Below are 20,096 nucleotides of genomic sequence, written 5' to 3'. Positions count from 1 at the left end.
CAGTGATGTAAAAAGTGAGGGAAGCACCATGCCAGTCGCCGTGATTCAGATGGTCAGCCAAAGCGACGTGCTCGCCAACCTGGCTCGTGCCCGCGTGCTGCTGGAGCAGGCTGCGGCGGGTGGCGCAAGGCTGGCGGTGCTGCCTGAAAATTTCGCCGCCATGGGGCGGCGGGACGTGGCGCAGATCGGTCGCGACGAAGCCTTTGGTCAGGGGCCGATCCTGCCCTGGTTGAAACAGGTCGCCCGCGACCTCAGGTTATGGATTGTCGCCGGTACATTGCCGTTGCCGCCCGTGGACCAGCCCGAGGCCAAGGCCCATGCCTGTTCGTTGCTGGTAGACGACCAAGGCCAGATCGTGGCGCGCTATGACAAGTTGCACCTGTTCGACGTGGACGTGGCGGACAATCGCGGGCGTTATCGCGAATCCGATGACTATGCTTATGGCGGCAACGTGGTCGTTGCCGATACTCCCGTGGGCCGGGTGGGCCTGACGGTGTGTTATGACCTGCGTTTCCCTGAGCTCTATAGCGAGTTGCGGGCAGCCGGTGCCGAGTTGATCACCGCGCCTTCGGCGTTTACCGCGGTGACCGGCGCGGCCCATTGGGACGTGCTGATCCGCGCCCGGGCCATCGAAACCCAGTGTTATGTGCTGGCGGCGGCCCAGGGCGGCGTGCATCCAGGGCCAAGGGAGACTTTTGGTCACGCGGCGATTGTCGACCCGTGGGGCCGCGTGCTGGCACAACAGGATCAAGGCGAGGCCGTGCTGCTGGCCGAGCGCGACAGCAGCGAACAGGCGTCCATCCGGGCGCGCATGCCGGTGGCGAACCACCGGCGCTTTTTCTCGCAGGGCGCCCGACAGCGACCTGTCCAAGACGACGAATTCAAGGCGTAAAACATATGAGCGGGTTGTTGTCCTCAGTCAGTGAACACCTTTTGGCCCCCGGCGGCGTGACCCTGGAAAGTCTGCAAGGCGTGCTGGGCGACCTGGCCGGTCCGGGCATCGATGCCGCCGACCTGTATTTCCAAGGCCAGATCTCCGAGTCATGGTCGCTGGAAGACGGCATCGTCAAGGAAGGCAGTTTCAACCTCGACCAAGGCGTGGGCGTGCGGGCCCAGTCCGGGGAAAAGACCGGTTTCGCCTACAGCAATGCGATCACCCTCGAAGCACTCGGCGCCGCGGCCCGTGCCGCTCGTTCGATCTCCCGGGCCGGGCAGAATGGCACGGTCCAGGCGTTCAGCAGCCAGGACGTGGCCCAACTATATGCACCGGACAATCCGTTGGAAGTCATGAGCCGTGCCGAGAAAGTCGAACTGCTCAAGCGTATCGACGTGGCGACCCGCGCCCTTGACCCGCGTATCCAGCAGGTTTCGGTGAGCATGGCTGGGGTCTGGGAGCGGATCCTGGTGGCGTCGACCGACGGTGGCCTGGCGGCGGACGTGCGACCGCTGGTGCGCTTCAACGTCAGCGTGATCGTCGAGCAGAACGGCCGGCGCGAGCGCGGCGGTCATGGCGGCGGCGGGCGTACCGACTACCGTTATTTCCTCAGCGAAGACCGCGCCATGGGCTACGCCCGCGAGGCGCTGCGCCAGGCGCTGGTCAACCTGGAAGCGATCCCGGCCCCGGCCGGCACCTTGCCCGTGGTGCTCGGCTCCGGCTGGTCCGGCGTGTTGTTGCACGAAGCCGTCGGCCACGGCCTGGAAGGTGACTTCAATCGCAAGGGCAGCTCGGCCTACAGCGGACGCATGGGCGAAATGGTTGCCTCGAAACTCTGCACCATTGTCGATGACGGAACCCTGGCCGGCCGTCGTGGCTCCCTGAGCGTCGATGACGAGGGCACCCCGACCGAGTGCACCACCTTGATCGAGAACGGCGTGCTCAAAGGCTACATGCAAGACAAGCTCAATGCCCGCCTCATGGGCGTGGCCCGCACCGGCAATGGTCGTCGTGAGTCCTACGCACACCTGCCGATGCCGCGCATGACCAATACCTACATGCTGGGCGGCCAGAGCGATCCGGCGGAAATCATCGCGTCGGTGAAGAAGGGCATCTATTGCGCCAACCTCGGCGGCGGCCAGGTGGACATCACCAGTGGCAAGTTCGTGTTTTCCACCAGCGAGGCCTACCTGATCGAAGATGGCAAGATCACCGCGCCAGTCAAGGGCGCGACCTTGATCGGCAACGGGCCGGAGGCGATGAGCAAGGTGTCGATGGTCGGTAACGACCTGGCGCTGGACAGCGGCGTGGGCACATGCGGAAAGGACGGGCAGTCGGTGCCGGTGGGCGTCGGCCAGCCGACCCTGAAGATCGATGCGATTACCGTGGGTGGCACGGGGGCATGACGATGCACAAGATCCAAATAAAAGCTGTGGAAGCAGCTGTGGAAGCAGCTGTGTAGGAGCTGCGTAGGAGCTGCCGAGTGCAACGAGGCTGCGATCTTTCCCATGACGCTTGAGTCCCAAGCGAAAGATCAAAGGATCAAAAGATCAAAAGATCGCAGCCTACGGCAGCTCCTACAGGGTCGGATGAAACTCAACGCAGGCCGCGTTGAGTCTCGTCCAGCTCACGGATGTACTTGAAGATTTTACGGCTCGAGGCCGGTGGCTTGTTCTGCGCCAGTTCGTGCTGGGCCTGACGAATCAGGGAGCGCAATTGCTGGCGATCGGCCTCCGGGTAGTCGATGACGAATTTTTCCAAGGTGCCGTCGTCGCCTGCGATCAAGCGATCGCGCCAGCGTTCCAGGTTGTGGAAGCGTTCGTTGTACTGCCGGGTGGAGGCATCGAGCTGGTCGAGCAGAACGAGGATGGCGTCAGTGTCCTGATCGCGCATCAGTTTGCCGATGAATTGCAGGTGCCGTTTACGCGCGATATTCGCGGTGTGCTTGGGCGCATCGGCCAAAGCCCGGCGCAAGGCGTCGGTCAGGGGCAGCTTGGCCAGCAAGTCAGGCTTGAGTGTTGTCAGTCGCTCGCCGAGGTCAACCAGAGCATGCAGCTCGCGTTTGACCTGGGATTTGCTTTTTTCACCCTCGTAGAGGGAGTCGTCGTAAGAATCAACCATGGTGGCAGTCCGCAAAGAAACGCCGCCATGATAACCAGTCGGGGGCCGGTTGTCCGGCCCGGTCGCTCGAAGGCCAAGGGTTTGTACGAAAAAACGTCCAGGCGCTTTGCGTACAAAACCGTTACCGAAAGCAGAGTTTGAGTGGAGAACACCATGAGTGCAGTTCAAAGCGTCGGCCCCCAGGCATTGCCGGCACTGCAGGAACAAGTCGAGCAGATTCTCGCCGAGGCCAAGCGACAGGGCGCCAGCGCCTGTGAAGTGGCGGTATCGCTGGAGCAGGGGCTGTCGACTTCGGTGCGCCAGCGCGAAGTGGAAACCGTCGAATTCAACCGTGACCAGGGTTTCGGCATTACCTTGTACGTAGGCCAGCGCAAGGGCTCGGCCAGCACCTCGGCCAGCGGTCCTGACGCTATTCGCGAAACAGTCGCCGCGGCATTGGCGATTGCCAAGCACACGTCCGAAGACGAGGCCTCGGGTTTGGCCGATGCTGCGCTGATGTGCAAGGATCTGAAGGACTTCGATCTGTTCCATGCCTGGGATATCACGCCTGAGCAAGCCATCGAACAAGCGCTGCGCTGCGAAGCCGCGGCATTCGACGCCGACAGCCGGATCAAGAATGCCGACGGCACGACGCTCAACACCCACCAGGGCTGCCGGGTCTATGGCAACAGCCATGGGTTTATCGGCGGTTACGCATCGACCCGCCACAGCCTCAGCTGCGTGATGATCGCCGAGGCCGACGGCCAGATGCAGCGCGATTACTGGTATGACGTGAATCGCCAGGGCACGTTGCTGGCGGACCCGGTCAGCATCGGCCAGAAAGCCGCACAACGGGCAGCCAGTCGCCTGGGCGCTCGGCCGGTACCGACCTGCGAGGTGCCAGTGCTGTTTTCCGCCGAATTGGCCGGTGGCCTGTTCGGCAGCTTCCTGTCGGCGGTGTCCGGCGGCAATCTATATCGCAAGTCGTCGTTCCTCGAAGGCGCGTTGGGCCAGAAACTTTTCCCTGAATGGATGACCATCGACGAGCGCCCACACCTGATGCAAGCCATGGGCAGTTCGGCGTTCGACGGCGATGGGCTGGCGACCTACGCCAAGCCGTTCGTGGAAAACGGTGAACTGGTTTCATACATCCTTGGTACGTATTCGGGCCGTAAACTTGGCATGCCGAGCACCGCTAATGCGGGTGGCGTGCACAACCTGTTCGTCACTCACGGTGAAGAAGACCAGGCGGCATTGTTGCGGCGCATGGGGCGTGGCCTGCTGGTCACCGAATTGATGGGCCATGGCCTGAACATGGTCACCGGGGATTACTCCCGTGGCGCGGCGGGTTTCTGGGTCGAGAATGGCGAGATCCAATTCCCGGTCCAGGAAGTCACTATCGCGGGGAACATGCGTGACATGTTCAAGCAGATCGTGGCGGTGGGGAACGACCTGGAGCTGCGCAGCAACATCCGCACCGGTTCGGTGTTGATCGAGCGTATGACGGTGGCGGGTAGCTGATATTCAGGGCCGAAAAAAAGGCGCGTCATCCATTTGGGTGACGCGCCTTTTTTGTTCTCAGAATTTCCTGTGTGGCGAGGGGATTTGATCCCCTCGCCACAGTTATTCCCCTTCGTCGAAATAATTGTTGATCAGCGCGACCAAGGCATCCATCGCTTCCTGTGCCTGTTCGCCCTCGGTGCTCAAGTGAATCCTGGTGCCCTTGCCCGCAGCGAGCATCATCATCGCCATGATGCTTTTTCCGTCGACTGCTGTTTCAGGCGTGCGCCCGACGCGGATCGTGGTGTCAGGGAATTTACCCGCCACACCCACGAATTTCGCCGATGCCCGGGCATGCAAACCCAGCTTGTTGATGATTTCAATTTCCCGAGCAGGCATCGCGATGTGAATCCTTTAGCTGAGGTCGCGGTGGCGAACCTGGACGTTCTTCAGGGATTGTTGCAGGAGCTGACCCAGACGCTCGGTCAGGTAGACGGAACGGTGATGACCACCGGTGCAGCCAATGGCGATCGTGACATAGGCCCGGTTGCTCGCTGCGAAGCGGGGCAGCCATTTGAGGAGGTAGCTGGAGATGTCCTGGAACATTTCCTCTACGTCCGGTTGGGCAGCGAGGTAGTCGACCACTGGCTGGTCCAGTCCGGACTGCTCGCGCAGCTCCGGTTTCCAATACGGGTTGGGCAGGCAGCGAACATCGAACACCAGGTCGGCATCGACCGGCATGCCGCGCTTGAAACCGAACGATTCGACGAGAAACGCCGTTCCCGGTTCAGGCTGGTTCAGCAGGCGCAACTTGATGGTGTCGCGCAGCTGGTACAAGTTCAGGTGCGTGGTGTTGACCTTGAGGTCGGCCAGGTCGGCGATGGGGCCGAGCAGTTGGCTCTCGTCATGGATCGCTTCAGCCAGGGAGCGGCTGGCGTTGCTCAGCGGGTGGCGTCGACGGGTTTCTGAAAAGCGCTTGAGCAGTGTTTCTTCGTCGGCATCCAGGTACAGCACATCGCATTGGATATGCCGGTTGCGAACTTCTTCGAGCAATTCCGGAAATCGCGACAGATGGCTGGGCAGGTTACGGGCATCGATGGACACGGCGACCAGCGGTTGCGCGAGTTCGGTGTGGATCAGGGCGCGCTCGGCCAATTCCGGAAGCAGGCCAGCCGGCAGGTTGTCGATGCAATAGTAGCCGCTGTCCTCAAGCACATTGAGGGCCGTGCTTTTACCTGAGCCGGAGCGGCCACTGACGATGATCATGCGCATGTTTAATGGCCGTTCTGCTCGTCCAGGACTACCTGATACAAGGCTTCGTTGCTCGGGGCGCTGCGCAGTTTTTCGCGTACTTCCTTGCGATCCAGCATGCTGGCGATCTGGCGCAGCAGCTCCAGGTGCGCATCGGTTGCGGCTTCCGGGACCAGCAAGACGAACAGCAGGTCGACCGGGGCGCCATCGATGGCGTCGAAATCTATGGGGGCTTCAAGGTGCAGCAGCGCGCTGATAGGCGAGGCGCAGCCCTTGAGGCGGCAATGGGGGATGGCAATGCCGTTGCCAAAACCGGTGGAACCGAGTTTTTCACGGGCAACCAGTGCCTCGAAGACATCCTGCATTTCCAGATCCGGCACTTCGCGGTGGATCAGGTTGGCGATTTGTTCGAGGGCTTTCTTTTTACTGCCGCCCGGCGCGTTCACTTGGGAACGGCCGGGGGTCAGGATGGTTTCTAGTCGGATCATGGATTGGGGGGGTTAACGACCGGTTGCGCCCTGGAGGAGGCTCTGGGTCTTTTCCTTATGCTTTTTGAGTTGGCGATCCAGCTTGTCGGTCAGCAGGTCAATCGCGGCATACATGTCTGTGTGCTCTGCGTTGGCAACCACTTCTCCGCCGGGAATATGCAGCGTGGCTTCGATTTTCTGCAGCAGTTTTTCGACGCACATCGTGACTTGCACGTTGGTGATCTTGTCGAAATGCCTTTCCAATCGGTCGAGTTTTTCGCCGATGTAGGTGCGCAGGGGTTCGGTCACTTCCAGTTGGTGTCCACTGATGTTGACTTGCATACAGCTTCTCCTTCGTTGCCAGTGCATAAAGCGGCAGGCTGGGTTGCCTGCCACTGGAACGCTGTGGCGTGGCCTGTTACATCAACCGCTTGCGTTCGCTCGAAGGTGCGATCCCGAGGGATTCGCGGTATTTGGCGACGGTACGGCGGGCCACCTGAATGCCTTGTGCCTCCAGTAAACCAGCGATCTTGCTGTCACTCAACGGCTTTTTCTGATTTTCCGCGGCGACCAGTTTCTTGATGATCGCGCGGATGGCCGTGGACGAGCATTCGCCGCCTTCCGAGGTGCTGACATGGCTGGAGAAAAAATATTTCAATTCATAGATTCCCCGCGGGGTATGCATGAATTTCTGGGTGGTCACCCGTGAAATCGTCGACTCGTGCATGCCCACTGCCTCGGCAATGTCATGCAGGACCAACGGTTTCATCGCTTCATCACCGTATTCCAGGAAGCCGCGCTGATGCTCGACGATCTGGGTCGCCACTTTCATCAGGGTTTCGTTGCGGCTCTGCAGGCTCTTGATGAACCAGCGCGCTTCCTGCAACTGGTTGCGCATGAACGTGTTGTCGGCGCTGGTGTCGGCGCGTTTCACGAAACCGGCGTATTGGGCGTTGACCCGAAGTTTCGGCACCGATTCCTGGTTGAGCTCCACCAGCCAGCGATCATTGTGCTTGCGCACGATCACGTCGGGGACAACGTATTCAGGCTCGGTGGATTCGATCTGCGAGCCGGGCCGTGGATTGAGGCTTTGCACCAGCTCGATGACTTGGCGCAGCTCGTCTTCCTTGAGTTTCATGCGCCGCATCAGTTGGCTGTAGTCGCGGCCGCCCAGCAAGTCGATGTAGTCGGTGACCAGTCGCTTGGCTTCGGCCAGCCACGGTGTCTTGGCGGGCAACTGGCGCAGTTGCAGCAAGAGGCATTCGCCCAGGCTGCGGGCGCCGATGCCGGCGGGTTCGAACTGCTGGATGCGGTGCAGGACCGCCTCGACCTCATCCAGCTCGATGTCGAGCTCGGGGTCGAAAGCTTCGAGAATTTCTTCGAGTGTCTCGTCCAGGTAGCCCTGGTTGTTGATGCAATCGATCAGGGTCACGGCGATCAGGCGATCGGTGTCGGACATCGGCGCCAGGTTCAGTTGCCACAGCAAGTGGCTTTGCAGGCTTTCGCCGGCGGAGGTGCGGGTGGTGAAGTCCCACTCGTCGTCATCGCCGCTTGGCAGGCTGCTGGCGCTGGTCTGGTAGACGTCTTCCCATGCCGTATCCACGGGCAGGTCGTTGGGAATGCGTTCGTTCCACTCGCCGTCCTCGATGTTATCCACCGTCGGGGCGGCTTCCTGATAGGACGGTTCCGGGATTTCGGCAGGGGTTTTCTGTTCGACGTTGTCGGCCAGCGGATCGGAGTTGTCGAAGTCGTCGCCTTCTTCCTGGCGTTCGAGCATCGGATTGGACTCCAGGGCCTCCTGGATTTCCTGTTGCAGGTCCAGGGTCGACAATTGGAGCAGGCGGATGGCCTGTTGCAGCTGCGGCGTCATCGTCAGCTGCTGGCCCATTCTCAAGACTAGCGATGGTTTCATGGCAGGGGCTTAACACCTTATTCGCCGGCGCACATGCGCCATCCACTACAAGGGCGCCGGAGCGCCAAACTTAAGCAAATTATATGCCTGAAACTGAGGTGTTTGCCTAGAGCGTCGCCACAATAAAATTGGCGACGCCCGGCGATGCACCAGACATCTGTGCTTACAGGCGAAACTCGTGACCCAGATACACTTCCTTGACCAGTTCATTGGCCAGGATAGTCGCGGAGTCGCCTTCGGCAATCAACTGGCCGTCATTGACAATGTAGGCGGTCTCGCAGATATCCAGCGTCTCGCGCACGTTGTGGTCGGTGATCAGCACGCCGATCCCCTTGGCCTTGAGGTGATGGATGATCTGCTTGATGTCACCGACCGAAATCGGGTCCACGCCGGCGAACGGTTCGTCGAGGAGGATGAATTTCGGCGCGGTGGCCAGGGCACGGGCGATTTCCACGCGGCGACGTTCGCCACCGGACAGGCTCATGCCCAGGTTGTCGCGAATGTGGCTGATGTGGAATTCCTGCAGCAGGCTTTCCAGTTCCTGTCGACGGCCGGCCTTGTCGAGTTCCTTGCGGGTCTCGAGGATGGCCATGATGTTGTCGGCAACCGACAGTTTGCGGAAGATCGAGGCTTCTTGCGGTAGATAGCCGATCCCGGCCTTCGCCCGGCCGTGCATCGGCTGGTGGCTGACGTCCAGGTCGTCGATCAGGACGCGGCCCTGATCGGCCTGGACCAGGCCGACGATCATATAGAAGCAGGTCGTCTTGCCCGCGCCGTTGGGGCCGAGCAGGCCAACGATCTGGCCGCTCTCGATGGACAGGCTGACATCGCGCACAACCTGGCGGCTCTTGTAGCTCTTGGCCAGGTGTTGGGCTTTCAGAGTTGCCATTACTGGGCCTTTTGCTCGTCGGTTTTCTTTTTCGGCTGGATCACCATGTCGATACGCGGACGCGCCTCGGTGACCTTGCTGCCAGTGGCACGACCCGCGCTGGCCAGTTTCTTGACCGTGTCATAGACGATTTTCTCGCCTTGGGTCACGTTGTTGTCTTTGTCGACAACCTTGGCGCGGTCGATCAGGACAACGCGGTCCTGGGCGGCGTGATACTGGATGGTAACCCCATAACCCTGTACAGGCTTGGTGTCGCCCGCGGTTTGCAGTTGTTCGAAGTAGGCCAGGTTGCCCACCGAAGTCACCACGTCGATGTCGCCGGACTGGGTGCGGGTGATGGTCACGGTGTTGCCGGTCACTTTCATCGAACCCTGGGTGATGATCACGTCACCTTTATAGGTGGCGACACCGTTCTTGTCGTCCAGTTGTGCATCGTCGGCCTGGATACGGATAGGCTGGTCGCGGTCGTTGGGGAGGGCCCAGGCGCTCGCGCTTCCCAGTGCTGCGCCCAGACTGAGCAAAATAGGGAGGGTTTTAGCGAGCTTCATACTGTCCTCTTACTTTCGATAGCAGGTGTATCCTGCTTTCCTTCAAATACGCCTTCATTCCTACGCCGGTCGACACGCCGCCAGCGCCGTCGATTCTAACGGGTTGCTCGGTCTGCGCATATTCTCGTTGCGGAAAGACCGTCATGCGACTGCTGGTGATGATGGTCGTACGGTTTTTCTCATCGGTCCGGGCGATGCGTACCGAGTCGATCAGTTCGACTTCGGTACCGCCGGGATTGACCTCGGCGCGCTCGCTCTGCACGTGCCACGGGAATTCAGTGCCGCGGAACATGTTCAGGTCCGGTTTGGTGACCAGTGTTATATCACTGGCCTTTACATGGTCGACTTTGTCAGACGTCATTTCGTACTGCACTTTGCCGTCTGGCAGGTATTGCAGGGTATGCGTATTGGTCGCATACCAATCGATATCGTTTTCCTCGACCTTGGTCACGGATGGGTCAAGGAAGCGTTCCGGGCTGATGTTCCAGTAGCCCACCGCCGCAAAAATCGCGGCGATGCAGCCGAACACCAGTAGGGTGCGAATCTTCTTGCTTAACATAAATGGCTCACAAGTACGCGGCGTTGGCCGCTTCGAGGTGGCCCTGGGCGTTCAGGATCAATTCACAGAATTCGCGGGCCGCGCCTTCGCCGCCCTTCGCGGTGGTGACGCCGTGGGCGTGTTCGCGTACGAAGGCGGCTGCGTTGGCGACCGCCATGCCCAGGCCGACCCGGCGAATCACCGGCAGGTCCGGCAAATCGTCGCCGAGGTAGGCAACCTGCTCATAGCTTAGATTGAGTTGGCCCAGCAGTTCGTCCAGCACCACCAACTTGTCTTCCCGACCCTGGTAAAGGTGCGGGATGCCGAGATTCTTCGCTCGCCGCTCGACCACCGGGGTCTTGCGACCACTGATAATGGCGGTCTGGACGCCCGCGGCCATCAGCATCTTGATGCCCTGGCCGTCGAGGGTGTTGAAGGTCTTGAACTCGCTGCCGTCTTCGAGGAAATACAGGCGGCCATCGGTGAGTACACCGTCGACGTCGAAAACGGCGAGCTTGATGTTCTTGCCCCGTTGCAGCAGGTCGGTCGTCATCACATTACTCCAGCGCGAAGGAGGTCGGACAAGTTGAAAGCGCCGATCGCGCGATCCTCTTCATCCACTACCACCAGTGCATTGATCCTATGGTCTTCCATGATTTTCAGGGCTTCTGCGGCCAGCATGTCGGGGCGCGCAGTCTTGCCGTGAAGGGTCATGACTTCATCGATGGTTGCGTTACGTATATCAATAGCGCGGTCGAGCGTACGGCGCAGGTCACCGTCGGTAAAGATCCCGGCGAGCTTGCCGTCGGCTTCGAGGATAACGGTCATGCCCAGGCCCTTGCGGGTCATTTCCATGAGCGCATCCTTGAGCAGCGTGCCGCGTTGAACCTGCGGCAGCTCGTTTGCGCTGTGCATCACGTTCTCGACTTTGAGCAACAGGCGACGGCCCAGGGCGCCACCAGGATGGGAGAAGGCGAAATCCTCGGCGGTGAACCCGCGGGCCTCCAGCAGGGCCACGGCCAGGGCGTCGCCCATGACCAGGGCTGCAGTGGTGGACGAGGTCGGCGCCAGGTTCAAGGGGCAGGCTTCGTGCTCGACATGAACATTGAGGTTCACCTCGGCTGCCTTGGCCAGTGGAGAATCTGGATTGCCGGTGACGCTGATCATCTGGATGCCCAGTCGCTTGATCAATGGCAGCAATGTGAGGATTTCATTGGTCGAGCCCGAGTTGGACAGTGCCAGGATGACATCGTCCCGGGTGATCATGCCCATGTCGCCGTGGCTGGCCTCGGCGGGGTGAACAAAAAAAGCCGTGGTGCCGGTGCTGGCCAGCGTGGCGGCAATCTTGTTGCCAATGTGGCCGGACTTGCCCATGCCGACCACGACCACACGGCCCTTGCTGGCCAGAATCATCTCGCAGGCGCGTACGAAATCAGCGTCGATACGGGGCAACAAGCCTTGTACGGCTTCAAGTTCGAGGCGGACAGTACGTTGTGCCGATTGAATCAGGTCGCTGGATTGGTTCATGTCAGATCGTATAGCCCAATGAAAAGGCGGCGATTATAGCGGTAATGAGCGATTCCCTCACGTTAGTTCGTCATGCGTTTGCTCGAGCGGCGCGAGGCCGGACATAAAATGTGGCGTTTTACCTTAAGCCGGGCTTAACGGGCCGGGGGTTGGCCTTGGGCGCCTGATGGTTGCAGTGATATAGTTCGCCGCCGGTTCGTGTGCCCGGCGGTACCGGCGTTTTTGTCGGCAGGCCGGAGCACTCGAATATGAGGCTGCATCGCAAGGAGTTTAGATGAGTGCCGACAACGCTTACGCGGTCGAGCTGAAGGGACTGTCCTTCAAGCGAGGGACGCGCAGCATTTTCAATGACATCGATATTCGCATCCCGCGCGGTAAGGTGACCGGCATCATGGGACCTTCCGGGTGCGGAAAGACAACGCTGCTGCGACTGATGGGCGCGCAACTGCGTCCCAGTGCCGGCGAAGTCTGGGTCAATGGCCAGAACCTTCCGAAATTGTCGCGCAGCGATCTGTTCGATGCGCGCAAGGACATGGGGGTGCTGTTCCAGAGCGGTGCCCTGTTTACCGACCTCGATGTGTTCGAGAACGTGGCGTTTCCCCTGCGTGTCCATACCGAGCTGCCGGAGGAAATGATCCGCGACATCGTTCTGCTCAAATTGCAGGCAGTCGGGCTGCGCGGCGCCCTGGAACTGATGCCGGACGAGCTGTCGGGCGGCATGAAGCGTCGGGTGGCCTTGGCGCGGGCGATTGCCCTCGACCCGAAAATCCTCATGTATGACGAGCCCTTCGTTGGGCAGGACCCCATTGCCATGGGCGTGCTCGTACGCCTGATTCGCTTGCTGAACGATGCGCTGGGCATCACCAGCATTGTGGTTTCCCATGATTTGGCCGAAACCGCCAGTATCGCCGACTACATCTATGTCGTCGGTGATGGCCAGGTGCTGGGACAGGGCACACCGCAGGAATTGAAGGATTCGGACAACCCGCGCATTCGCCAATTCATGAAGGGGGACCCGGACGGTCCGGTGGCGTTCCATTTTCCGGCCACGGATTACCGTACCGACTTGCTGGGGAAGCGCTGATGCGCAAGAAATCGTTAATCGAAAGAATTCGCCTGTTCGGTCGCTCCGGCATCGACGTGGTGGCGGTGCTTGGGCGTTCCTCGCTGTTCCTGATGCACGCCTTGCTCGGCCGCAATTCGACCGGCGGAGGTTTCGGCCTGCTGGTCAAGCAACTGCATTCGGTCGGGGTGATGTCCCTCGTCATCATTGTCGTCTCGGGGATTTTCATCGGCATGGTATTGGCGCTCCAGGGCTTCAGTATCCTGTCCAGCTATGGATCGGAGCAGGCGGTCGGGCAGATGGTTGCGCTGACACTGTTGCGCGAGCTTGGCCCGGTGGTGACCGCACTGCTGTTCGCCGGGCGTGCCGGATCGGCGCTGACCGCCGAAATCGGCAACATGAAATCCACCGAGCAGTTGTCCAGCCTGGAAATGATCGGTGTCGATCCACTCAAGTACATCATCGCCCCGCGCCTGTGGGCCGGCTTCATTTCCCTGCCGGTGCTGGCGATGATCTTCAGCGTCGTGGGGATCTGGGGAGGCTCGTGGGTCGCCGTCGATTGGCTGGGGGTCTATGAAGGCTCCTACTGGTCCAACATGCAGAACAGCGTCGACTTCCTCGACGATGTGCTCAACGGTGTGATCAAGAGTGCCGTATTCGCTTTCGTGGTCACCTGGATCGCCGTGTTTCAAGGTTATGACTGTGAGCCCACGTCAGAGGGGATCAGCCGTGCCACAACCAAGACCGTGGTCTACGCCTCGTTGGCCGTACTGGGCCTTGACTTTATTCTGACCGCCTTGATGTTTGGAGATTTCTGATGCAAAACCGCACCCTGGAAATCGGTGTCGGCCTTTTCTTGCTGGCTGGCATCCTGGCTTTGCTGCTGCTGGCCTTGCGGGTCAGTGGACTGGCGCCAACCGCGAGCACCGATACTTATAAACTTTATGCTTATTTTGACAATATCGCCGGTTTGACGGTCAGAGCCAAGGTGACCATGGCCGGTGTGACGATCGGCAAGGTCACGGCAATCGATCTGGACCGTGACAGTTTTACTGGGCGGGTGACGCTGCAGTTGGAAAAGCGCGTGGATAACCTGCCGACTGACTCCACTGCATCTATCCTCACCGCTGGGCTGTTGGGTGAGAAATACATCGGGATCAGCGTGGGCGGGGAAGACACCCTGCTCAAGGACGGCGGGACCATCCACGATACGCAGTCGTCGCTGGTGCTCGAGGACCTGATCGGTAAATTCCTGCTCAATACCGTTAGCAAAGACGCCAAATGAGGAGCTTTTGAATGATCTCTATCCTGCGACGCAGCCTGCTGGTCCTGCTGGCGGCCCTGCCGCTGATGGGCAATGCCGTGGCGGCGCCTTCGGCGCACGACATCATCCAGGACACCACTACTCGATTGCTGGCGGACCTTGCCGCCAATAAAGAGAAATACAAGCAGGACCCAAGCGCGTTCTACGACGCGCTGAATGGCATCGTCGGCCCCGTGGTAGACGCCGATGGCATCTCCAAGAGCATCATGACCGTCAAGTACTCGCGCAAGGCAACCCCGGCGCAGATGACCCGCTTCCAGGAAAACTTCAAGCGCAGCCTGATGCAGTTCTATGGCAACGCATTGCTGGAATACAACAACCAGGGCATCACCGTTTCGCCGGCCAAGGATGAAAGCGGCACCCGCACCAGCGTTGACATGCAGGTCAAGGGCAACAATGGCGCCGTTTATCCTGTGTCCTACACACTCGAGAAAATCAATGGCGAGTGGAAAGTACGCAACGTGATCATCAACGGCATCAACATCGGCAAGCTGTTCCGTGACCAGTTCGCCGACGCCATGCAGCGCAATGGCAATGACCTGGACAAGACCATCGACGGCTGGGCCGGTGAAGTCGCCAAGGCCAAGGAAGTGACCGAAGAAGCCAAAGAGAAGCAGGAACAATGAACGAGTCGGTGAGCGCGTCCGACATTCGCCTGGGCGAGGCCGGCGAGCTGCTGCTCAGCGGCGTGCTGGACTACCGCACCGGCCCGGGTCTGCGCAAGCAGGGCCAGGCGTTGATCAAGTCGGCAAAAGCAGCCGAGCTGGTGATTGATTGCTCAGCCGTGCAGAAGTCCAGCAGCGTCGGACTGTCGCTTTTGCTGTGCTTCATGCGCGATGCCCAGGCCGCCGGCAAGACATGGAGCATCCGAGGGATGCCCGAAGACATGCGCGAGATAGCCCAGGTCAGCGAATTGACCGAGCTGTTGGCGCACCCCTGATCCACATCGTTGAAAAGCCCCCCGTCAGAGTCCTGCTTCGCGGGGTTCGCAGGCGAGGGGCTTTTTTGTATGATGTGCGACCCGTGCGCACAGGGCGCCGATTGAGGTTGAGCATGCAGGCTGTAGAAGTGAAGAGCTTCCTTGAAGGAAAGCTGCCTGGTACGCAGGTGGAAGTTGAGGGCGAAGGCTGCAATTTCCAGCTGAATGTGATCAGCGATGAACTGGCGGCGTTGAGCCCGGTGAAGCGTCAGCAGAGCATCTATGCCCATTTGAACCCATGGATCGCCGATGGCAGCATCCACGCGGTCACTATGAAATTTTTCAGCCGCGCGGCCTGGGCCGAGCGCACCTGAGCCCAAGGGCGTCGAGATTCTTATGGATAAATTGATTATTACCGGCGGCGTTCGCCTTGATGGCGAAATCCGTATCTCCGGGGCAAAGAACTCCGCGCTGCCGATCCTGGCCGCGACCCTGCTGTGCGATGGCCCGGTGACCGTGGCCAACCTGCCGCACCTGCACGACATCACCACGATGATCGAGCTGTTCGGTCGCATGGGCATCGAGCCTGTGATCGACGAGAAGCTCGCCGTCGAAATCGACCCACGCACCATCAAGACCCTGATCGCACCGTACGAGTTGGTGAAGACCATGCGTGCCTCGATCCTGGTATTGGGGCCGATGGTCGCCCGTTTCGGTGAGGCCGAAGTGGCGCTGCCTGGCGGTTGCGCCATCGGTTCGCGTCCGGTGGACCTGCACATCCGTGGCCTGGAAGCCATGGGCGCGGTGATCGACGTCGAAGGCGGCTACATCAAGGCCAAGGCGCCGGAAGGCGGCTTGCGCGGCGCGCATTTCTTCTTCGATACCGTCAGCGTGACCGGTACCGAGAACATCATGATGGCCGCGGCACTGGCCAAGGGCCGCAGCGTCCTGCAGAACGCCGCTCGCGAACCCGAAGTCGTCGACCTGGCGAACTTCCTGATTGCCATGGGCGCCAAGATCAGCGGTGCCGGCACCGACACTATCACCATCGATGGCGTCGAGCGCCTGCACTCGGCCACTTACAAAGTGATGCCGGACCGTATTGAAACCGGTACCTACCTGGTTGCCGCCGCCGTCACCGGTGGCCGCGTCAAGGTCAAGGACACCGATCCGACGATCCTTGAAGCGGTCCTGGAAAAACTCAAGGAAGCCGGCGCCGAAGTCACCTGTGGCGAAGACTGGATCGAAGTGAATATGCACGGCAAGCGGCCAAAAGCCGTCAACGTGCGTACGGCTCCGTATCCGGCGTTCCCAACCGACATGCAGGCGCAGTTCATCTCCCTCAACGCCATTGCCGAAGGCACGGGCGCGGTGATCGAGACGATCTTCGAAAACCGCTTCATGCACGTCTATGAGCTGCACCGCATGGGCGCCAAGATCCAAGTCGAAGGCAACACCGCCATCGTCACCGGCACCGAGAAACTCAAGGGCGCGCCAGTCATGGCCACCGACCTGCGTGCCTCGGCCAGCCTGGTGATCTCGGCCTTGATCGCCGAAGGCGACACCCTGATCGACCGCATCTACCACATCGACCGTGGCTACGAGTGCATCGAAGAGAAGCTGCAGATGCTCGGCGCCAAGATCCGTCGCGTACCGGGCTAGTCCAGGCTGCATGGGCGCAAGGACGCGCCTTTGATTTCGTTTCAGATCGAGGGTGGTTTCACCCTCGATGTGTGTCCGGCGCCGCTTGCGACCGGGCATGAGTACCTTGATAAGGACTGACGTTTCCCATGTTGACCATCGCACTGTCCAAGGGCCGCATCCTTGACGACACCCTGCCGCTTCTGGCTGAAGCAGGCATCGTGCCGACCGAGAATCCGGACAAGAGCCGCAAGCTGATCATCCCCACGACCCAGGCCGACGTACGCTTGTTGATCGTGCGCGCCACCGATGTGCCGACTTACGTGGAACACGGTGCCGCCGACCTGGGCGTTGCCGGCAAGGACGTCTTGATGGAATACGGCGGCCAGGGCTTGTACGAGCCGCTGGACCTGCGCATCGCCCGCTGCAAGCTGATGACCGCTGGCAAGGTTGGCGCAGCCGAACCCAAGGGGCGCCTGCGGGTAGCGACCAAGTTCGTCAACGTCGCCAAGCGCTACTACGCCGAACAAGGCCGCCAGGTCGATATCATCAAGCTCTACGGCTCGATGGAGCTGGCGCCGCTGATCGGCCTGGCGGACAAGATCATCGACGTGGTCGACACCGGCAACACCTTGCGAGCCAACGGCCTGGAGCCCCAGGATTTCATCGCCGACATCACCTCCCGGCTGATCGTCAACAAGGCTTCGATGAAAATGCAGCACGCCCGTATCCAGGCTCTGATCGATACCCTGCGCAAGGCAGTGGAATCGCGACACCGCGGCTGATTCACCTGCGCGACCTTGAGTCGCGCCCGTCTATCCGCGTCATAGCCAATTTTCTCAGGTGCCCACGCGAATGGACTGGTAGCTTAGGGCGCCTGAGCATTTGCCATTAATGAGGCCCTCGCTATGACCGCTCCCACCTCGATTCGCCGACTCAACGCTGCCGACCCGGATTTCGCACATCATCTGGATCATCTGCTGAGCTGGGAGAGTGTGTCCGACGATTCGGTCAATCAGCGCGTGCTGGACATCATCAAGGCCGTGCGCGAGCGTGGCGATGCGGCCCTGGTGGAATTCACCCAGAAGTTCGACGGCCTGCAAGTTGCCTCGATGGCCGACCTGATCCTGCCGCGCGAGCGCCTGGAACTGGCCTTGACCCGAATCACCGTGCCCCAGCGTGAAGCGTTGGAAAAAGCCGCGTCCCGGGTGCGCAGTTATCACGAACGGCAAAAGCAGGATTCGTGGAGCTACACCGAGGCCGACGGCACTGTACTTGGCCAGAAGGTCACGCCGCTGGACCGTGCCGGCCTGTATGTGCCGGGCGGCAAGGCGTCCTATCCGTCCTCGGTGCTGATGAACGCGATTCCGGCCAAGGTCGCCGGCGTGACCGAAGTGGTCATGGTCGTCCCGACCCCACGTGGCGAAATCAACGAACTGGTGCTGGCTGCCGCGTGTATCGCCGGTGTGGACCGAGTGTTCACCATCGGCGGCGCCCAGGCCGTGGCCGCCTTGGCCTACGGCACTGAAAGCGTGCCGCGGGTGGACAAGGTGGTCGGCCCGGGCAACATTTATGTCGCCACCGCCAAGCGCCACGTGTTTGGCCAGGTCGGTATCGACATGATCGCCGGCCCTTCGGAAATCCTCGTGGTGTGTGACGGCCAGACCGATCCGGACTGGATCGCCATGGACCTGTTTTCCCAGGCCGAGCACGACGAGGACGCCCAGGCGATCCTGGTCAGCCCGGACGCCGAGTTCCTCGACAAGGTCGCCGCCAGCATCGACAAGCTGCTGCCGACCATGGACCGCGCCGAAATCATCAACACCTCGATCAATGGCCGTGGTGCGCTGATCAAGGTCGATGACATGGAGCAGGCCATCGAAGTCGCCAACCGCATCGCGCCGGAACACCTGGAGTTGTCGGTTGCCGATCCCCAAGCCTGGCTGCCGAAGATTCGCCATGCCGGTGCGATCTTCATGGGCCGCCACACCTCCGAGGCGCTGGGCGACTATTGCGCCGGTCCGAACCACGTACTGCCCACTTCCGGCACCGCGCGCTTCTCGTCGCCGCTGGGGGTGTATGACTTCCAGAAGCGCTCATCGATCATTTTCTGCTCGGAGCAGGGCGCGTCCGAACTGGGCAAGACTGCCTCGGTGCTGGCCCGTGGCGAATCGCTGAGCGCCCACGCCCGCAGCGCCGAGTACCGCATCAAAGACGAACAGGAAGGGAACTGAAATGAGTAAATTCTGGAGCCCGTTCGTCAAGGACCTGGTGCCGTATGTGCCCGGCGAACAGCCGAAGCTGACCCGCCTGGTCAAGCTCAACACCAACGAGAATCCCTACGGCCCGTCGCCCAAGGCCCTCGCGGCGATGCAGACCGAACTCAATGACAATCTGCGCCTGTATCCGGACCCCAACAGCGACCTGCTGAAAGGCGCCGTCGCCCGTTATTACGGTGTGCAAACCAACCAGGTATTCCTGGGCAATGGTTCGGACGAAGTGTTGGCGCACATCTTTCACGGCCTGCTGCAGCACGACCAGCCGGTGCTGTTCCCGGACATCAGCTACAGTTTTTACCCGGTCTATTGCGGGCTGTACGGTATCCAGTTCGACGCGGTTGCGCTGGACGAGCAATTCCGCATTGCCCCGGCGGACTATGCCAAGCCGAATGGCGGGATCATTTTCCCCAACCCGAACGCGCCGACCGGTTGCCTGCTGGCGCTGGAAGCGGTCGAGCAGATCCTCAAGGCGAGCCCGGATTCAGTGGTCGTGGTGGACGAGGCTTATATCGATTTTGGTGGCGAGACAGCCATCAGCCTGGTGGACCGCTATCCAAACCTGCTGGTCACGCAAACCCTGTCCAAGTCTCGCTCGCTGGCGGGCTTGCGCGTGGGCTTGGCGGTGGGCCATCCGGACCTGATCGAAGCGCTGGAGCGGATCAAGAACAGCTTCAACTCCTACCCGTTGGATCGGCTGGCGAATGTCGGCGGCGCGGCGGCATTCGACGATCGTGAGTATTTCGACCGCACCTGCCGGTTGGTCATCGAGCACCGCGAATGGGTGGTGGCCCAGTTGCAAGCCAAGGGCTTTGAAGTGCTGCCGTCGGCGGCCAACTTCATCTTTGCTCGCCATCCCAAGCACGACGCGGCGGGACTGGCGGCGAAGCTGCGTGAGCAAGGCGTGATTGTGCGGCACTTCAAGCAGGAGCGCATCGCGCAGTTCCTGCGGATCAGCATTGGCACGCCGGAGCAGAACCAGGCGCTGATCGACGCCCTAGGCGAGCTCTAAAGCCCTGCATGGATCCTGTGGGAGCGGGCTTGCTCGCGAAGGCTGTGTGTCAGTTAACGCCAGGATGACTGACCCAACGCCATCGCGAGCAAGCTCGCTCCCACATTGATTTCAGGGCGTCCTAACGATCAGCGACACTGAAGTCCTTTGTGGGAGCGAGCTTGCTCGCGATAGTGGCCAGATCAGCTCCCACAA

Annotated in this window: 24 protein-coding genes; 13 read left to right on the top strand and 11 right to left on the bottom strand. The window is 60.7% G+C overall.

The features are described 5' to 3' along the window. Window positions 1–28: 28 nt before the first annotated feature. Together Q7C33_RS02905 and tldD are read left to right on the top strand one after the other, a co-directional pair. A complete protein-coding gene (locus Q7C33_RS02905; RefSeq protein ID WP_030139846.1) occupies window positions 29–892 on the top strand; it encodes a carbon-nitrogen hydrolase family protein in 864 nt (287 codons plus the stop codon). 5 nt (window positions 893–897) lie between these two features. Further along, entirely contained in the window at window positions 898–2,340 is a 1,443-nt protein-coding gene (gene tldD, locus Q7C33_RS02900; RefSeq protein ID WP_003197828.1) for a metalloprotease TldD, read from the top strand. A gap of 190 nt (window positions 2,341–2,530) precedes the next feature. Here tldD and yjgA read toward each other — a convergent pair whose 3' ends face one another. Beyond that, a complete protein-coding gene (gene yjgA, locus Q7C33_RS02895; protein WP_014336624.1) occupies window positions 2,531–3,055 on the bottom strand; it encodes a ribosome biogenesis factor YjgA in 525 nt (174 codons plus the stop codon). Window positions 3,056–3,208: 153 nt separating this feature from the next. Here yjgA and pmbA point away from each other — a divergent pair, with 153 nt between their 5' ends. Then, entirely contained in the window at window positions 3,209–4,555 is a 1,347-nt protein-coding gene (gene pmbA, locus Q7C33_RS02890; protein ID WP_030139848.1) for a metalloprotease PmbA, read from the top strand. A 102-nt stretch (window positions 4,556–4,657) separates the two neighbouring features. Here pmbA and Q7C33_RS02885 read toward each other — a convergent pair whose 3' ends face one another. The 10 genes from Q7C33_RS02885 to Q7C33_RS02840 form a co-directional block, all read right to left on the bottom strand. Next, entirely contained in the window at window positions 4,658–4,933 is a 276-nt protein-coding gene (locus Q7C33_RS02885) for an HPr family phosphocarrier protein (protein ID WP_030139849.1), read from the bottom strand. A gap of 15 nt (window positions 4,934–4,948) precedes the next feature. Continuing rightward, window positions 4,949–5,806, bottom strand: coding sequence for an RNase adapter RapZ (gene rapZ, locus Q7C33_RS02880; RefSeq protein WP_030139850.1), 858 nt, complete (start codon window positions 5,804–5,806; stop codon window positions 4,949–4,951). Window positions 5,807–5,808: 2 nt separating this feature from the next. Next, window positions 5,809–6,273 carry a PTS IIA-like nitrogen regulatory protein PtsN gene (gene ptsN, locus Q7C33_RS02875; RefSeq protein ID WP_030139851.1) on the bottom strand — a complete coding sequence of 155 codons (465 nt, stop codon included), beginning with the start codon at window positions 6,271–6,273 and terminating at the stop codon, window positions 5,809–5,811. Between the two features lie 12 nt (window positions 6,274–6,285). Then, window positions 6,286–6,594 (bottom strand): ribosome hibernation-promoting factor, HPF/YfiA family, encoded by a 309-nt coding sequence (gene hpf / locus Q7C33_RS02870; protein ID WP_030139852.1) that lies wholly within the window; start codon window positions 6,592–6,594, stop codon window positions 6,286–6,288. A gap of 76 nt (window positions 6,595–6,670) precedes the next feature. Further along, window positions 6,671–8,164 carry an RNA polymerase factor sigma-54 gene (locus Q7C33_RS02865; protein WP_030139853.1) on the bottom strand — a complete coding sequence of 498 codons (1,494 nt, stop codon included), beginning with the start codon at window positions 8,162–8,164 and terminating at the stop codon, window positions 6,671–6,673. A gap of 163 nt (window positions 8,165–8,327) precedes the next feature. Then, the gene (gene lptB, locus Q7C33_RS02860; protein ID WP_030139854.1) at window positions 8,328–9,053 is read right to left on the bottom strand and encodes an LPS export ABC transporter ATP-binding protein; all 726 of its coding nucleotides are present in this window, start codon (window positions 9,051–9,053) and stop codon (window positions 8,328–8,330) included. Next, a complete protein-coding gene (gene lptA / locus Q7C33_RS02855) occupies window positions 9,053–9,601 on the bottom strand; it encodes a lipopolysaccharide transport periplasmic protein LptA (protein ID WP_030139855.1) in 549 nt (182 codons plus the stop codon). The genes lptB and lptA overlap by 1 nt, the downstream gene beginning before the upstream one ends. Continuing rightward, window positions 9,588–10,160 (bottom strand): LPS export ABC transporter periplasmic protein LptC, encoded by a 573-nt coding sequence (lptC, locus tag Q7C33_RS02850; RefSeq protein WP_030139856.1) that lies wholly within the window; start codon window positions 10,158–10,160, stop codon window positions 9,588–9,590. The genes lptA and lptC overlap by 14 nt, the downstream gene beginning before the upstream one ends. A gap of 7 nt (window positions 10,161–10,167) precedes the next feature. Further along, entirely contained in the window at window positions 10,168–10,692 is a 525-nt protein-coding gene (locus tag Q7C33_RS02845) for a KdsC family phosphatase (protein WP_030139857.1), read from the bottom strand. Beyond that, the gene (locus Q7C33_RS02840) at window positions 10,692–11,666 is read right to left on the bottom strand and encodes a KpsF/GutQ family sugar-phosphate isomerase (protein WP_030139858.1); all 975 of its coding nucleotides are present in this window, start codon (window positions 11,664–11,666) and stop codon (window positions 10,692–10,694) included. Before Q7C33_RS02840 ends, Q7C33_RS02845 begins: the two co-directional genes overlap by 1 nt. 274 nt (window positions 11,667–11,940) lie before the next feature. Here Q7C33_RS02840 and Q7C33_RS02835 point away from each other — a divergent pair, with 274 nt between their 5' ends. From Q7C33_RS02835 to hisC, 10 genes are all read left to right on the top strand, one after another. Then, the gene (locus Q7C33_RS02835; protein WP_030139859.1) at window positions 11,941–12,750 is read left to right on the top strand and encodes an ATP-binding cassette domain-containing protein; all 810 of its coding nucleotides are present in this window, start codon (window positions 11,941–11,943) and stop codon (window positions 12,748–12,750) included. Further along, window positions 12,750–13,547 carry a lipid asymmetry maintenance ABC transporter permease subunit MlaE gene (gene mlaE, locus Q7C33_RS02830; protein WP_030139860.1) on the top strand — a complete coding sequence of 266 codons (798 nt, stop codon included), beginning with the start codon at window positions 12,750–12,752 and terminating at the stop codon, window positions 13,545–13,547. The genes Q7C33_RS02835 and mlaE overlap by 1 nt, the downstream gene beginning before the upstream one ends. Then, window positions 13,547–14,014, top strand: coding sequence for an outer membrane lipid asymmetry maintenance protein MlaD (gene mlaD, locus Q7C33_RS02825; protein WP_030139861.1), 468 nt, complete (start codon window positions 13,547–13,549; stop codon window positions 14,012–14,014). The genes mlaE and mlaD overlap by 1 nt, the downstream gene beginning before the upstream one ends. Window positions 14,015–14,025: 11 nt before the next feature. After that, a complete protein-coding gene (locus Q7C33_RS02820; protein WP_030139862.1) occupies window positions 14,026–14,679 on the top strand; it encodes an MlaC/ttg2D family ABC transporter substrate-binding protein in 654 nt (217 codons plus the stop codon). Next, window positions 14,676–14,993: an STAS domain-containing protein gene (locus Q7C33_RS02815; protein WP_407682804.1), complete on the top strand. Its 318-nt coding sequence runs from the start codon at window positions 14,676–14,678 to the stop codon at window positions 14,991–14,993. The genes Q7C33_RS02820 and Q7C33_RS02815 overlap by 4 nt, the downstream gene beginning before the upstream one ends. A gap of 113 nt (window positions 14,994–15,106) precedes the next feature. Beyond that, entirely contained in the window at window positions 15,107–15,346 is a 240-nt protein-coding gene (locus Q7C33_RS02810; RefSeq protein ID WP_003221710.1) for a BolA family protein, read from the top strand. A gap of 22 nt (window positions 15,347–15,368) precedes the next feature. Then, window positions 15,369–16,634, top strand: coding sequence for a UDP-N-acetylglucosamine 1-carboxyvinyltransferase (gene murA / locus Q7C33_RS02805; RefSeq protein ID WP_030139864.1), 1,266 nt, complete (start codon window positions 15,369–15,371; stop codon window positions 16,632–16,634). Between the two features lie 128 nt (window positions 16,635–16,762). After that, a complete protein-coding gene (hisG, locus tag Q7C33_RS02800; protein ID WP_030139865.1) occupies window positions 16,763–17,398 on the top strand; it encodes an ATP phosphoribosyltransferase in 636 nt (211 codons plus the stop codon). A gap of 123 nt (window positions 17,399–17,521) precedes the next feature. Beyond that, complete coding sequence (gene hisD / locus Q7C33_RS02795; RefSeq protein WP_030139866.1) at window positions 17,522–18,847, top strand: histidinol dehydrogenase; 1,326 nt, start codon at window positions 17,522–17,524, stop codon at window positions 18,845–18,847. 1 nt (window position 18,848) lies between these two features. Beyond that, on the top strand, window positions 18,849–19,901 hold the full coding sequence (gene hisC, locus Q7C33_RS02790) for a histidinol-phosphate transaminase (RefSeq protein ID WP_198797767.1): 1,053 nt from the start codon (window positions 18,849–18,851) through the stop codon (window positions 19,899–19,901). Window positions 19,902–20,096: the final 195 nt, after the last annotated feature.

Source organism: Pseudomonas sp. BP11-1-1, from assembly GCF_052112105.1.
GTDB lineage: Bacteria > Pseudomonadota > Gammaproteobacteria > Pseudomonadales > Pseudomonadaceae > Aquipseudomonas > Aquipseudomonas alvandae.
Note: the sequence above shows the minus strand (reverse complement) of the source record. Positions and strands in the feature narration are given on the sequence as shown.